This is a genomic window from Halomonas sp., from assembly GCF_014859505.1.
In the GTDB taxonomy this organism is placed as follows: domain Bacteria; phylum Pseudomonadota; class Gammaproteobacteria; order Pseudomonadales; family Halomonadaceae; genus Halomonas.
This window is the reverse complement of the sequence record NZ_JACUUD010000077.1, coordinates 1-14,281: the sequence shown is the minus strand read 5'-3', so window position 1 is coordinate 14,281 and position 14,281 is coordinate 1. Positions and strand designations below refer to the sequence as shown.

Here is a 14,281-nt window from a genome sequence, read left to right as displayed (position 1 = left end):
GCCGGCACGCTGATACCGGGGATGCCGGCCAGGTTCACCGCGATGGTGTAGATGTCCTGCAGGTACATGGAGACCGGGTCCTTGTTGGCCCCCAGGTCGAAGGCCGGGGTGGGGGAGGTCGGGCCCATCAGCACGTCCACCTCCTCGAAGGCGTCGAGGAAGTCCTGGCGGATCAGCCGGCGCACCCGCTGGGCCTTGGTGTAGTAGGCGTCGAAGAAGCCCTCGGAGAGGGTATGGGTGCCGATCAGGATGCGCCGCTGGACCTCCTCGCCGAAGCCCTCGGCGCGAGAGCGCTTATAGAGGTCGATCAGGTCGCTGGGGTTCCTGCAGCGGTGGCCGAAGCGCACGCCGTCGTAGCGCGACAGGTTCGAGGAGGCCTCCGCCGGGGCGATGACGTAATAGGCCGGGATGGCGTAGTGGGTATGCGGCAGGCTCACCTCGCGCACCGTGGCGCCCAGCGTTTCGAAGACCCTCACCGCCTCGCGCACCGCGGCCTCCACCGCGGGGTCGAGGCCGTCGCCGAAGTACTCCGTGGGCAGGCCGATCTTCAGGCCGGCGAGCGGGGTGGCGAGCTCCTCGGTGTAGTCGGGCACGCCACGCGCCACGCTGGTGGAGTCGCGGGGGTCGGGGCCGGCGATGGCGTTGAGCATCAGGGCGCAGTCCTCGGCGGTGCGCGCCATGGGGCCGGCCTGGTCGAGGCTCGAGGCGAAGGCGATGATGCCGTAGCGCGAGACCCGCCCATAGGTGGGCTTGAGGCCGGTGATGCCGCAGAAGGCGGCCGGCTGGCGAATCGAGCCGCCGGTGTCGGTACCCATGGCAGCCGGCACCAGGCCGGCGGCCACCGCGGCGGCACTGCCACCCGAGGAGCCGCCGGGCACTGCCTGGGTATCCCAGGGATTCTTCACCGGCCCGTAGAAGCTGTTCTCGTTGGACGAGCCCATGGCGAACTCGTCCATGTTAGTCTTGCCCAGGCTCACCGTGCCGGCGGCCTTGAGCTTTTCCACCACAGTGGCGTCATAGGGCGAGACGAAGTTGCCGAGCATCTTCGAGCCGGCGGTGGTCTTGATCCCGTCGGTGCAGAACAGGTCCTTGATCGCCAGGGGAATGCCGGTCAGCGGGCCGGACTGGCCCTTGGCCCGGGCGGCGTCGGCGGCGTCGGCGGCGGCCAGGGCCTGCTCCGGGGTCACGGTGATGAAGCTGTTGATCTCGCCGTCTAAGCGCGCGATGCGAGCGAGCTGGTGTTCGGTCAGCTCGCGGCTGGTGAACTCGCCGGCCCTGAGGGCAGCGGCCAGTTCGCTCAGTGTCTTGTCATGCATGGGCCGGGGGCTCCGTCGGGAAGGCTTATTCGACCACGCGGGGGACCAGGTAGAGGCCCTGTTCCACGGCGGGGGCGCAGCGCTGGAAGCGGTCGCGCTGGTTGGACTCGGTCACCTCGTCGGCGCGCAGCCGCTGGGTGGTATCGAGGGGGTGAGCCAGGGGGGCGACACCCTCGGTGTCCAGCGCCTGGAGTTGGTCGACCATCTCCAGGATGCGGCCGAGGTCGTCCAGGTAGTGGGCGGCGTCCTCGTCGCTCAGGCCAAGCCGGGCAAGGTGCGCGGCCCTGAGCACGTCAGCGTGTTCAAGCGCCATGGTTCGGATGTCCTCGAAGGGAAAACAGGTCGCAAAGGTACCACATACGGCGTCGCGCGGGCAGGCCCGCGAGACGCCGGGTTCACGGGCTCTGCTTGCTGCTGGGGGGCCGCGGTGATACCGTTTGCCTCCGCACAGGGTTCCCGGACTGCACTAGGTAACGACTTCCATGTTCAAACGCTTGAGGGGGCTGTTCTCCAGCGATCTGTCGATCGATCTGGGAACCGCCAATACGCTGATTTACGTGCGCGGTCGTGGCATCGTGCTCGATGAACCATCGGTCGTGGCCATTCGCCAGTCGGGCAACATGCGCAGTGTCGCCGCGGTGGGTTCCGATGCCAAGCGCATGCTGGGCCGCACGCCCGGCAACATCACCGCGATTCGTCCGATGAAGGATGGCGTCATCGCCGACTTCACCGTGACCGAGCAGATGCTCCAGCACTTCATCCGCAAGGTCCATCAAAGCACCTTCCTCACCCCGAGCCCGCGGGTGCTGGTCTGCGTGCCCTGCATGTCGACCCAGGTGGAGCGGCGTGCCATCAAGGAGTCCGCGGAGGGCGCCGGCGCCCGCGAGGTGTTCCTGATCGAGGAGCCCATGGCGGCCGCCATCGGCGCCGGCCTGCCGGTCGAGGAGGCCCAGGGCTCCATGGTGGTGGATATCGGCGGCGGCACCAGCGAGATCGCCATCATCTCCCTGAACGGCATCGTCTACTCCGAGTCGATCCGCGTCGGTGGCGACCGCTTCGATGAGGCGATCATCGCCTACGTGCGCCGCCACTACGGCAGCCTGATCGGTGAGGCCACCGCCGAGCGCATCAAGGAAGAGATCGGCTGTGCCTATCCCGGCGGCGAGCTGCGCGAGATCGACGTGCGCGGCCGCAACCTGGCCGAGGGTATCCCGCGCAGCTTCACGCTCAACTCCCACGAGATCCTCGATGCCCTTCAGGAGACCCTGGCCTCCATCGTCACCGCGGTGAAGAACGCCCTGGAGCAGTCCCCGCCGGAGCTCGCCTCGGATATCGCCGAGCGCGGCCTGGTGCTGACCGGCGGCGGCGCGCTGCTGCGCGACCTGGACAAGCTGATTGCCGAGGAGACCGGCCTGCCGGTGATCGTTGCCGAGGACCCGCTCACCTGCGTGGCCCGCGGCGGCGGCAAGGCCCTGGAGATGATCGACCAGCACACCTTCGAGCTGCTCTCCAGCGACTGACCCGGGGCTGACTTTAGGGGAAAACGCCTATCAAGCCGCTGTTCTCCGACGGATCGCTGCCCGGCTATCGCCTCCTCCTGTGCGTGCTGCTGGCCTCGGCGCTGATGTTCGCCGATACCCGCTTCACGCGCATGGAAGAGGCGCGCGCCCAGCTCTCCACCCTGGTGGCCCCCATCCAGTGGGCGGTAAGCCTGCCCAGCGATGTTCTCAACTGGGGGTCGCTGGCGCTCTCCGACCAGCGCGCCCTGCTGGAGGAGAATCGCCGGCTGCGCGAGCAGATCCTGACCCTCTCCCATCGGGTGCAGCACATGGCCAGCCTCACCGCCGAGAACGTGCGCCTGCGCGAGCTGCTCTCGGCGGCGAACCAGAACGACATGCCCTTCATCACCGCGGAGCTGCTCTCCCTGGACCCGGACCCCTTCGCCCACCAGATGGTGATCGATCGTGGCCGGCGCAACGGCGTCTACGTGGGCCAGCCGGTGATGGACGCCTCCGGCCTGGTGGGGCAGGTGACGGCGGTCTCCGCCTACTCCAGCCGGGTGCTGATGGTGGCCGACGCCAGCCATGCGCTGCCGGTCCAGATCAACCGCAACGGCCTGCGCTTCATCCTCCAGGGCAGCGGCCGCTACGACGCGCTCACGGTGTTGCATGTGCCCGACACCGCCGATATCCGCGAGGGCGACCTGCTGATCACCTCGGGGCTGGCGGGACGCTTCCCGCCGGGCTACCCGGTGGCAAGGGTCTCCGAGGTGGTCCATGACCCGGGCCAGCCCTTCGCCCGGGTCACCGCCACGCCGGTGGCCCAGCTGCAGCGCTCCCGCCACTTTCTGCTGCTCTTTCCGCCGCCCGCCCCGGGGGTCGACGACGAGGCCTGGGAGCTCGAGCTCTCCGCCGAGGCGATGGAGGCCGCCCGGGCGGTGATCGGCCTCGACGCCGACCAGGAGGCACGCTGATGGCAGCCCCCTCTTCCGCTAACCTGGCCCTGCCGTGGATCTGGCTGTCGCTGCTGCTGGCGCTCTGCCTGCAGGTGATGCCGCTGGCGGACGGCTGGCAGATCTGGCGCCCCGACTGGCTGGGCCTGATGCTGATCTACTGGTGCATGAAGGCGCCGAGCCGGGTGGGCGTCTTCCACGGCTTTGTGCTGGGCATCCTGCTCGACCTGATCGAGGGGGCCACCCTGGGGCAGAACGCGCTGATCCTGTCGCTGCTGGCTTTCCTCTGCGCGCTGGTCTATCCGCGCTTTCGCGCCTACTCGCTGGTCCAGCAGGCGGTGCTGATCTTCGTGCTGCTGGGCACCGTGCAGCTGGCCGAACAGTGGCTGCGCACCCTGCTCGGCCCCTTCTCCATCCATCTGGCCTTCCTGCTGCCCTCGCTGATCGGCGCCGTGCTGTGGCCCTGGCTCGCCACCCTGTTCGGGGCCCTGGGCCGGCGCCTGGCCCGCGACTGATCCGGAGCCGCCATTGTGTCCGCCCCCATCCTGCCCGACCCGGTCCAGCCCGATGCCTCACGCCCCGTGCTCTGCCTGGCCAGTGCCTCGCCGCGCCGCCGTGATCTGCTGGCCTCCATTGGCGTGAGCGTCGAGGTCCGTCCGGTGGCTGTCGACGAGACGCCGCTGCCCGGGGAGAAGGCCATGTCCTACGTGAGCCGCCTGGCCCGGGATAAGGCCCTGGCCGGCGCGAGCCTTTCCCCCCTGCCCACCCTGGGCTCCGATACCGCCGTGGTCTGCGACGGCGAGATCCTCGGCAAGCCGGAGGGGGCCGAGCACGCCGCCGCCATGCTGCGCCGCCTCGCCGGCCGCGCCCACGAGGTGCTCACCGCGGTGGCGGTGAGTGGCCCCGCGGGCGTGCAGGAGGCCTGTGTCGCCACCCGGGTGACGATGCGCGAGATCACCGACGCCGAGATCGCTGCCTACTGGGCCAGCGGCGAGCCCGCCGACAAGGCCGGCGGCTATGCCATCCAGGGGCTGGCGGCGATCTTCGTCGAGCACATCGAGGGCAGCCACTCGGCGGTGGTGGGGCTGCCGCTTTACGAGACCGCCGAGCTGCTGCGCCGCCAGGGGGTGGCGCTGTGGGGCGGCGCCCTGGGTCCTGCGCCGAGCGCTTAAACGCCTTGGGCGCATGCCACTATGTCATAATGACCACAAGGCATTCTGGACAAGGATTTCCGCATGAGCGGCGAAGTACTGATCAATCTGACGCCGATGGAGACCCGTGTCGCCGTGGTGGAGAACGGCGTGCTGCAGGAGGCCTTCATCGAGCGCAGCCGTCGACGTGGCATCGTCGGCAACATCTACAAGGGCAAGGTGGTGCGGGTGCTGCCCGGCATGCAGGCGGCGTTCGTCGACATCGGCCTGGATCGCGCCGCCTTCATTCACGCCCACGAGGTGATGCCTCCCGGCACGCCGGTCGACGAGCAGCTCTCCATCGGCCACCTGCTCCACGAGGGGCAGGCGCTGGTGGTGCAGGTCACCAAGGACCCCATCGGCTCCAAGGGCGCCCGGCTCACCACCCATCTCTCGGTGCCCTCGCGCTACCTGGTCTACATGCCTGATGCGCCCCATCACGGGGTCTCCCAGCGCATCGAGGACGACCGCGAACGCGAGCGGCTGCGCGGGCTGATCGATGAGGCCCAGGCCCGGCAGGACCTGGAGGTGAGCGGCGGCTTCATCGTGCGCACCGCCGCCGAGGGGGTGGGGCTGGAGGAGCTCTTCGCGGACATGCACTTCCTGCTGCGTCTGTGGCGCAAGGTCAGCGAACGCAAGATCACCGCGCCGGCCCCCAGCGTGATCTATGACGACCTGCCGCTGTTCATGCGTATCCTGCGCGACGTGATGCGTGACGACATCGAGAAGGTGCGCATCGACTCCCGGGAGAACCACGGGAAGCTGATCGAGTTCGCCGAGGAGTTCATGCCCGACGCCGTGGAGCGCATCGAGCACTACGCCGGCGAGCGCCCTATCTTCGACCTGTTCAGTGTCGAGGACGAGATCCAGAAGGCCCTGGGCCGCAAGGTGCAGCTCAAGTCCGGCGGCTATCTGGTGATCGACCCCACCGAGGCGATGACCACCATCGATGTCAACACCGGCGGTTACGTGGGGCACCGCAACCTCGAGGAGACCATCTTCAAGACCAACCTCGAGGCCGCCACCGCCATCGCCCGCCAGCTGCGCCTGCGCAACCTGGGGGGCATCATCATCATCGACTTCATCGATATGGAGGACACCGAGCACCAGCGCCAGGTACTGCGCATGCTCGAGAAATCGCTGGAGCGCGACCACGCCAAGACCAAGTGCACCGGCGTCACCGAGCTGGGCCTCGTCCAGCTGACCCGCAAGCGCACCCGGGAGAGCCTGGAGCAGACCCTCTGCGAGGCCTGCCCCACCTGCGCGGGGCGCGGAACCCTGAAGACCCCCGAAACCGTCTGCTACGAGATCTTCCGCGAGATCCTGCGCGAGGAGCGCGCCTACAGCGCCGAGACCTACATGGTGTTGGCGGGCCAGGCGGTGGTGGACCGCCTGCTCGATGAGGAGTCCGCCGCGGTGGCCGACCTGGAAGAGTTCATCGGCAAGCCGATCCGCTTCCAGGTGGAGACCCACTACTCTCAGGAGCAGTACGACATCGTGCTGATGTGAGCCCATGTCTCCGATTCGTGTGGTGACTCGCTGGAGCCTGACCCTGGTGGCGCTGCTGCTGGCGTCACTGGCCCTGCTCCTGCTGGCGCTGCGCCTTGCGCTGGCGCTGGCCGATGGCCTCACGCCGAATCTGGAGGCGCTGCTCTCGGCACGCTTCGGCGCCGAGGTCCGCGTCGCCGAGCTCGACACCCGCCTGGCGGGCCTCGACCCGATGCTATCCCTGGATGGCCTGACCATCCGCACCCATGAGCGCGGGGTGCCGCTGCTGGAGGTGGAGGGCGGTTACCTGCGCCTGGACACCCTTGCCAGCTTCACTGCCGGGGTGCCGGTGGTGGAGGATGCCAGGGTGAACGGAGTGACCCTGCACCTCTACCAGACCCCCGAGGGTATCTGGCACTGGCCCGACCCCGCCGAACTGCCCCCCGAACTCCAGCCCACCGGAGAACTCGACCTGGAGCGTCTCGACTTCTGGGTCGGGGTGCTGCTGCGCCAGCGCGCCTGGGTCGAGGACCTGCGCCTGGTGCTGCATGGCCGGGAGCGGCGGGTGGTGCTCGAGGCGCCGCGGCTGCTGATGACCGGCGACGATCGGCGTGCCCGCCTGGAGGGGGAGTTCCGTCTGGAGGGGGATCCCGATGCCGCCATGCAGGCGGCCCTGGAGGTGCTGCCCGGTCCCATGGGGTTCCGTGACTTCAACGCCGCCTTGCAGGCCGACATGAAACTCGACAGCCTGATCAGCCTGGCGGAGGTGCTGGGACGCAACGAGCCCCTGCGCCTCGACGAATCCAGCGGTCGGGCTCGGCTGTGGGGACGTTGGCAGCGTGGCGAACTGGCCGATGCACGCCTGGACCTGGCCATCACCCGGCTGGCGGTGAGTCATGCCGACGACAGCGGCGATCGCCACGCCATCGAACTCACCGAGGTGGAGGGGCGCGGCCAGTGGCTGCGCCGGAATGACGGCTGGGAGGCCTGGTTCGAGGGCGACGCGGTGAGCCCCGAGTCGGCCGAGCCCGACGCCCTCGAGGCCCTCTGGGGGCCGGCGCTGCCCCATCGCTGGCAGCTGGCCGGCGATGCCGACGGCTGGTGGCTGGATACCAGCGGGTTCGACCTGGGGTCGCTTGCCGCCTGGCGCCACCGGGTGCCCCTGCCGGAGGCCTTGGCCCGGGCGGTGGACATCCTGGACCCCCGTGGGCAGGTCAACGGTTTTCGGCTCGGCCACCGCGATGGCCAGTGGTTGGCCCGGGCGGCACTGAGCGGGGTGGAGGTCTCCCCCTGGGGGCAGGCGCCGGGCGGAGGCCCCCTGGACATGTGGGTCGAGGCCCGCGATCTGACCGGCCGGGTGCGCTTTGCCGGCGCCCAGGGGGCCACCCTGGACTTCCCCTCGCTGTTTGCCGCCCCCATGGAGCTGGACCACGCCACCGGCGAGGTGCTGTGGACCTATGATGGCCCGCGCACCCTGGTCAGCGGCCGCGAACTGCGGGTGGGCTGGAACGGTGCCGAGGTGGAGGGCGACTTCGGCCTCTCCGCAGGGAGTGGGGCGCGGGGCGGGTTCGGCCTGACGCTGGGCTTCACGAACGTGGATGCCTTGGAGTCGCCGCTGGAGGCGTGGCTGCCGGTGGGGATCCTCGGCGAGGAGCTGCGTGAGTGGCTCGGTGGCGTGGAGGGTCGGGTGCCTCAGGGCTCGCTGCGCCTGCATGTGCCCCTAGCGGGGGGCGCCGAACGTGTCGACCCGAGCTTCGGTCTGGAGCTGGCCATCGAGCAGGGGCGGCTCGCCTTCGATCCGGCCTGGCCGGCGCTGACGAACATCGAGGGCAGACTGTCCCTGCAGGACACCACCCTTGAGGCGAGCCTGGATCGGGCCGAGAGCCTCGGGGTCACGGCCCGCAACGGCCAGGTGCGCCTGGCCGACGAGCGTCTCGAGGTGGAGGGCGAGCTGGTCGCTTCCGGCGAGGCGCTGCGTCGCTACCTGCTGGCCATGCCGGTGGAGGGCATCGAGGCCGTCGCCGACTGGCAGGCCGAGGGCAGCGTGGAGGGACGGCTCGCCCTGGCCTTGCCCCTGGGCGAGCCCGGAGGGCTGGACCTAGTCATCGATACCGAGGCTGCCTTGCCGCGGCTGGAGTACCGGCCCCTCGAGCTTGTGTTCAACGACCTCGCCGGCCCCCTGGCCTGGCGCCAGCGCGGGCAGGAGGGCGGCCTTGCGGGGCGCATCGAGGGGCAGCTGCTGGGTGGTCCGGTGCGCGCCGATATCGACACCCTGGGCGGAAGCCTGGACCTCTCCGGCAGCGCCGAGGCCTCGGCCCTGGCGAGCTGGGCGCAGCTCCCGGCCCTCGCCGATCCGCTCGCCGGCCGCTTCCCCTGGCAGGGTCGGCTGAGCATCGGCGAGGCGACCACGCACCTGCGTCTCGACAGCACCCTGGAGGGGCTGGCCATCGCCCTGCCGGCACCGCTCGGCAAGGGCGCCGGCGAGCGCCGTCCGCTGCGGTTCGACATGGACCTCACCGAGGGGCGCCTGGAGGGCAGCCTGGGCGATGCGCTGTCACTGCGCTGGCGCGCACAGCCCGGCGCCGGGCCCGGCCAGGGCCAGGTCTGGCTGGGCCGCGCACCCACCGGCGGCTGGCCCCAGGGCGAGGGGTGGTGGGTCGATGCCTATCAGCCGCGCCTGGACCCGTTGGCCTGGGCCGAGGCGCTGGGGGGGCTCGAGGGCCTGGAGGGCGGCGAGGGTGCGGGGGTGCTGCGCGAGATTCACCTGGTCACCGACTGCCTGGTCAGCGATGACCGCTGCATCGGGTCGCTCTCCGCCGAGGGGCGCCCCCAGACGGGCGGCGGCTGGCGGGTGGCGCTGGACGGCAGCCTGCTGGCCGGGCAGCTCGACTATCGGCCCGACCTTGCCCAGCCCCTGGACATCAGCCTGATGCGCCTCTCCCTGGATGGCCTGATGCCGGCGCCCGGGGCCGTGGGATCGCTGTTCGACGAGATCGCCACCCCGCCCGAGCCCGCGGCGCTGCCCGGCTGGGTGGGGGGGCTGCCCGATGGCCGCCTGCGCATCGCCGACATCGAGCGTGGCGGCCAGCGCTTGGGGCCCTTCACCGTTCGCTGGCAGGCCACGCCGGAGCGCCTCACCCTCGCCCCGTTGGGTCTGACCCTGGGCCAGATCAGCGCTCGAGGGGAACTGGTCTGGGAGGCCGCCGGAGACGCCGACACCCTGTCACGGGCGCGGCTCGACCTGGATGGCCGCGACCTGGGCACGGCCATGGAGACCCTGGGCCAGACCGCGGTGATCCGCAGCGCCGAGACCCGGGTGACGAGCCAGCTGGCCTGGCCGGGGGCGCCCTGGCAGTTTGCCCTTGAGCGCTCCCGGGGCAGCGTGGAGGCGGAGTTGCGCGACGGGCGCTTCGTCAACGTCGCCTCGACCCCCGCCCGCCTGGTGGGGCTGCTCAATGTCGACAACCTGGTGCGCCGCCTGCGTCTGGACTTCTCCGACGTCACCGGCCAGGGAACCGCCTTCGATCATGTCAGCGGCGCGGCAACCCTGTATGGTGGCATACTGGAAACCCGAGGGCCGGTGGTGGTCGAGGGGCCGGCGACCCGCTTTACCCTGGAGGGGCGTGTCGACCTGGCGCGGCGGGAACTGGACCAGCGGCTGGGGGTCACGGTACCCATCAGCCGCAATCTGCCCCTGGCAGCGGTGATCGCCGGCGCGCCGGTGGTGGGCGGGGCCCTGTTCATCGCCGACCGACTGTTCGGCGACGCCATCGACCGCGTGACCCGAATTCATTATCGCGTGCGAGGTCCCTGGACCGCGCCGCAGATCTCAGTGGAAAGTGCCGAATGACTGCATCCCGACCCAGCCTTCTCGATGAAGCCGAAAGCGTCCTGCTCACCCCCGGGGGGCTGACCCTCGACGACCTGGACCTGGGCCTCGGCCATGCCCTTGGCCCCGGTATCGACTATGCCGACCTCTACTTCCAGCGCAGCTGGCACGAGGGCTGGGTGCTGGAGGATGGCGAGGTGAAGGAGGCCAGCTACAACATCGACGGCGGGGTGGGCGTGCGCTCCCTCTCCGGCGAGAAGACCGGCTTCGCCTACTCCAACCAGATCACCGCCGATGCCCTGGCCGAGACCGGCCGCACCGCCTCCGGCATCGTGCGCAGCGGGTCGGGCCTGGCGGTGGCGCCGCGGGTGGTGGTGCAGGGCGAGGCCCGCTACGGCGGAGTCGACCCGCTCACCGGGCTGTCCGCCGAGGAGAAGATCGCCCTGCTCAAGGAGGCCGATCGTGTGGCCCGAGCTGCGGATCCGGCGGTGAGCCAGGTCAGTGCGTCCCTCACCGGCGTCCATGAGGTGGTGCTGGTTCGCGCCAGCGACGGCACCCTGGCGGCGGACATCCGCCCGCTGGTGCGCTTCAACGTCAGTGTGATCGTGGTGCGCAACGGCCGCCGCGAGCGCGGCAGCGCCGGGGGGGGCGGCCGCTACCCCATGGCGCGGCTGCGCGACGAGGGGGTGGCCGAGCGCTTCGCGAAGGAGGCGGTGCGCCAGGCGCTGGTCAACCTGGAGGCCATCGATGCACCGGCCGGCCAGCTGCCGGTGGTGCTGGCGCCTGGCTGGCCCGGCATCCTGCTCCACGAGGCCGTGGGCCACGGCCTGGAGGGTGACTTCAACCGCAAGGGCAGCTCCGCCTTTGCCGGACGCATGGGCCAGCGGGTCGCGGCGAAGGGCGTCACCGTGGTGGACGACGCCACCCTGGTGGACCGCCGCGGCTCCATGACCATCGACGACGAGGGCACCCCGGGGCAGTACACGCCCCTGATCGAGGACGGCATCCTCACCGGCTACATGCAGGACAAGCTCAACGCCCGGCTGATGGGCATGGCGCCCACCGGCAACGCCCGTCGCGAGTCCTTCGCTCACCTGCCCATGCCGCGCATGACCAATACCGTCATGCTGGCCGGCCAGCATGATCCCGCGGACATCCTCAGGAGCGTCAAGCGTGGCCTCTATGCGGTGAGCTTTGGCGGTGGCCAGGTGGACATCACCTCGGGCAAGTTCGTCTTCTCGGCCAGCGAGGCCTATCTGGTGGAGGATGGCAGGATCACCGCCCCGGTGAAGGGCGCGACCCTGATCGGCAACGGCCCCGAGGCCATGGGCCGGGTCTCCATGATCGGTCACGACATGGAGCTGGATACCGGCATCGGTGTCTGCGGCAAGGAGGGCCAGGGCGTGCCGGTGGGGGTGGGCCAGCCCACCCTCAAGCTCGACGAGCTGACGGTGGGAGGTACGGCCTCCTGATCGAGCGAGGGGCGCCGGGGGCAGGCCCGAGCGGCGTTATAGCCCCGCGGTATCGCGGATCAGCTTGAAGAGCTTGCGGGCGCTGGCGGGGGGCTTGCCCTGCTCGCGCTCGCGCTGGGCATTGCGGATCAGCTGGCGCAGCGCCTGGCGATCGATCTCGGGGTAGTCGTCGATGAAGGCCTCCACGGCGGCGTCGCCCTCGTCGAGCAGGCGGTCCCGCCAGGACTCCAGACGATGAAAGGCGTGGTCGCGGCGCAGCCTCTCCTGCTCGATCTCGTCGTAGACGGCCTTGATCGCCTCGAGATCCTCGCGGCGCATGACCTTGCCCACGTACTGCATGTGGCGCCGGCGCCCCTCGTGGGAGCGCACCCGGGAGGTCTCCTCCACGGCGGCCAGCATGTCGTCGGAGAGGGGAAAACGGGCGCGCTCGGCGGGGGTCATGGCGATGATCGCCTCGCCCAGCGTCTGCAGGGCATGCATCTCCCGCTTGAGCTGGGACTTGCTGGGGCGTTCGTCGTCGTCGGGCTGCTGCTGGATGAGCTGGTCGAGCAGCTCGAGGGGAGAATCCTGGGACATGCCGCATCCATGGTTGAGGCGTGAGAATTCACACAGTATACCAGCCCGCGGCGGCGGGCTTGAGCGCAACATCACGAGGAGAGACCCATGACACAGGCATTCGATGCCGCCGCCCAGCAGGCCCTGCTGGAGTCCCGCGGCCAGATGGCCCTGGAACTGGCCCGTCGGCTCGGCGCCGACGCCTGCGAGGTGGGCGCCAGCGTGGACCAGGGCGTCGGCGTGAGCGTGCGCGAGGGCGAGGTGGAAACGGTGGAGCTCTCCCGGGACCAGGGCATCGCGGTGACGGTCTACGTGGGCAGGCGCAAGGGCAGTGCCTCATCCACCGATGCCGGGGAGGCGTCGATCCGCGCGGTGGTGGAGAAGGCCATCTCCATTGCCTGCCACACCGGCGAGGACCCCGCCTCGGGCCTGGCCGACGCCCAGCTGATGGCCCGGGAGCTGCCCGACCTTGACGTCCATCACCCCTGGGATCTGACCACCGATCAGGCCATCGAGCTGGCGCTGGCCTGCGAGTCCGCCGGCCGTTGCCGCCCGGGAATCATGAGCTCCGATGGCGCCTCGCTCTCCAGCGGCGAGGGCGTGCGGGTCTATGCCAACAGCCACGGCTTCCTGGGCAGCCAGCGCGGCAGCCGTCACTCGCTCTCCTGCATGCTGATCGCCCAGGACGAGGGCGGCATGCAGCGCGACTATGATTACACCAGCGCGCGCCATCCCCGCGACCTGCTGACGCCCGAGCAGGTGGGCGAGAGCGCCGCCGAGCGCACCCTGCGTCGCCTCGGCGCCGGTCGGCCGGCGACGGGGCGCATGCCGGTGCTGTTCGACCCGACTCTGGCGGGGGGGCTGGTCGGCTCGCTGATGGGCGCCATCGCCGGCGGTGCCCTCTATCGCCAGGCCTCCTTCCTCTGCGACCGGCTCGGCGATGCGCTCTTCCCGGAGTGGTTCAGCCTCCAGGAGCGCCCCATGGAGAGGGGCGCCATGGCCAGTTCGCCCTTCGACGGCGACGGGGTGCAGACCCGCGACAACGTCTTCATCGAGAAGGGCCGCCTGGCCAGCTACATGCTCTCCGCCTACAGCGCCCGGCGCCTGGGGATGCAGACCACCGCCAACGCAGGTGGCGCCCGCAACCTTCGCATCGACGCGCCGCTGGCCACGCGCGATGAGCTGATCGCGCGCATGGAGCGCGGCGTGCTGGTTACCGAGCTGATGGGGCAGGGCGTCAACGCCGTGACCGGAGACTATTCTCGCGGGGCGGCGGGCTTCTGGGTGGAGGATGGCAGGATCCAGCATCCGGTGGAGGAGTTCACCATCGCCGGCAATCTGGAGGCGATGTTCAGGGGGCTTTCCGGCGTGGGCAGCGATACCGACACCCGGGGCAGCATCCACACCGGCAGCTGGCTAATCGACGAGATGACGGTGGCGGGTAGTTGACCCCCCGGGTTAACCCGGGAGACCCAGTCTGCGACGGAGAGGGCCGAGCGCAGCCATTCCGTTACTCATCTTCGTGGAAGCGAGCCTCGAACAGCGCTTCTATGGCTTCCAGGGCCGCGTCGGCCTCCTCGCCCTCGGCGCTGACGGTGAGCTCGGTGCCGCAGGGAGCGGCCAGCATCAGCAGCGACATGATGTTGGCCGCGTCGCCCTCCATGGCACCGTTGGCCACGCTGATGCGGGCCGCGAAGGGCTGGCAGCACTGCACTAGCCTGGTGGCGGCCCGGGCGTGCAGGCCGCGCCGGTTGGTCAGCGTCAACTTGCGTTGCGGCACGCTCAACGTCCTTGATGAGGTGTGACGGCAGCCGCCGCGTCCGGCGGCGGGGGCAGGGCGTCATGGATGCCCAGCTCGCGGTGGCGCAGACGGACCAGGGGGTGGTTGCTGGCCAGGCTGGCGGCCAGACGCTCCGCCAGGTAGACCGAGCGGTGCTGGCCGCCGGTGCAGCCGATGGCCACCGTCAGGTAGCTGCGGT

At 70.2% G+C, this 14,281-nt stretch carries 13 protein-coding genes; 8 read left to right on the top strand and 5 right to left on the bottom strand.

Translation table 11 applies throughout. The annotated features are described in order from the left end of the window. Together gatA and gatC are read right to left on the bottom strand one after the other, a co-directional pair. Positions 1-1,316: Asp-tRNA(Asn)/Glu-tRNA(Gln) amidotransferase subunit GatA (gene gatA, locus IBX53_RS10885; RefSeq protein ID WP_290909067.1), on the bottom strand; the 1,316-nt coding region annotated here is incomplete at its 3' end. A gap of 25 nt (positions 1,317-1,341) precedes the next feature. Continuing rightward, positions 1,342-1,629 carry an Asp-tRNA(Asn)/Glu-tRNA(Gln) amidotransferase subunit GatC gene (gene gatC, locus IBX53_RS10880; RefSeq protein ID WP_290909065.1) on the bottom strand — a complete coding sequence of 96 codons (288 nt, stop codon included), beginning with the start codon at positions 1,627-1,629 and terminating at the stop codon, positions 1,342-1,344. A gap of 169 nt (positions 1,630-1,798) precedes the next feature. On the opposite strand from gatC, the gene IBX53_RS10875 reads away from it, so the two are divergent. The 7 genes from IBX53_RS10875 (at position 1,799) to tldD (ending at position 11,747) form a co-directional block, all read left to right on the top strand. After that, on the top strand, positions 1,799-2,836 hold the full coding sequence (locus tag IBX53_RS10875) for a rod shape-determining protein (protein WP_102588540.1): 1,038 nt from the start codon (positions 1,799-1,801) through the stop codon (positions 2,834-2,836). A 56-nt stretch (positions 2,837-2,892) separates the two neighbouring features. Then, on the top strand, positions 2,893-3,789 hold the full coding sequence (gene mreC / locus IBX53_RS10870; RefSeq protein WP_290909070.1) for a rod shape-determining protein MreC: 897 nt from the start codon (positions 2,893-2,895) through the stop codon (positions 3,787-3,789). Then, entirely contained in the window at positions 3,789-4,283 is a 495-nt protein-coding gene (mreD, locus tag IBX53_RS10865) for a rod shape-determining protein MreD (RefSeq protein ID WP_290909060.1), read from the top strand. Before mreC ends, mreD begins: the two co-directional genes overlap by 1 nt. 15 nt (positions 4,284-4,298) lie before the next feature. Next, entirely contained in the window at positions 4,299-4,940 is a 642-nt protein-coding gene (locus tag IBX53_RS10860) for a nucleoside triphosphate pyrophosphatase (protein WP_290909058.1), read from the top strand. A gap of 63 nt (positions 4,941-5,003) precedes the next feature. After that, positions 5,004-6,467, top strand: a complete 1,464-nt coding sequence (gene rng / locus IBX53_RS10855; protein WP_290909056.1) for a ribonuclease G — start codon at positions 5,004-5,006, stop codon at positions 6,465-6,467. 4 nt (positions 6,468-6,471) lie between these two features. Then, a complete protein-coding gene (locus tag IBX53_RS10850) occupies positions 6,472-10,296 on the top strand; it encodes an AsmA-like C-terminal region-containing protein (RefSeq protein WP_290909054.1) in 3,825 nt (1,274 codons plus the stop codon). Beyond that, entirely contained in the window at positions 10,293-11,747 is a 1,455-nt protein-coding gene (gene tldD / locus IBX53_RS10845) for a metalloprotease TldD (protein ID WP_290909052.1), read from the top strand. The genes IBX53_RS10850 and tldD overlap by 4 nt, the downstream gene beginning before the upstream one ends. A 36-nt stretch (positions 11,748-11,783) precedes the next feature. Here tldD and yjgA read toward each other — a convergent pair whose 3' ends face one another. Beyond that, complete coding sequence (yjgA, locus tag IBX53_RS10840; RefSeq protein ID WP_290909050.1) at positions 11,784-12,323, bottom strand: ribosome biogenesis factor YjgA; 540 nt, start codon at positions 12,321-12,323, stop codon at positions 11,784-11,786. Positions 12,324-12,410: 87 nt separating this feature from the next. Between yjgA and pmbA the strand changes: the two genes are divergently transcribed. Then, positions 12,411-13,751, top strand: coding sequence for a metalloprotease PmbA (gene pmbA, locus IBX53_RS10835; RefSeq protein ID WP_290909048.1), 1,341 nt, complete (start codon positions 12,411-12,413; stop codon positions 13,749-13,751). Between the two features lie 61 nt (positions 13,752-13,812). Here the strand turns inward: pmbA and IBX53_RS10830 are convergent, their stop codons facing one another. Together IBX53_RS10830 and IBX53_RS10825 are read right to left on the bottom strand one after the other, a co-directional pair. Further along, the gene (locus tag IBX53_RS10830; RefSeq protein ID WP_290909046.1) at positions 13,813-14,082 is read right to left on the bottom strand and encodes an HPr family phosphocarrier protein; all 270 of its coding nucleotides are present in this window, start codon (positions 14,080-14,082) and stop codon (positions 13,813-13,815) included. Between the two features lie 2 nt (positions 14,083-14,084). Beyond that, the coding region (locus IBX53_RS10825; RefSeq protein WP_290909045.1) for an RNase adapter RapZ at positions 14,085-14,281 on the bottom strand (197 nt) is incomplete at its 5' end.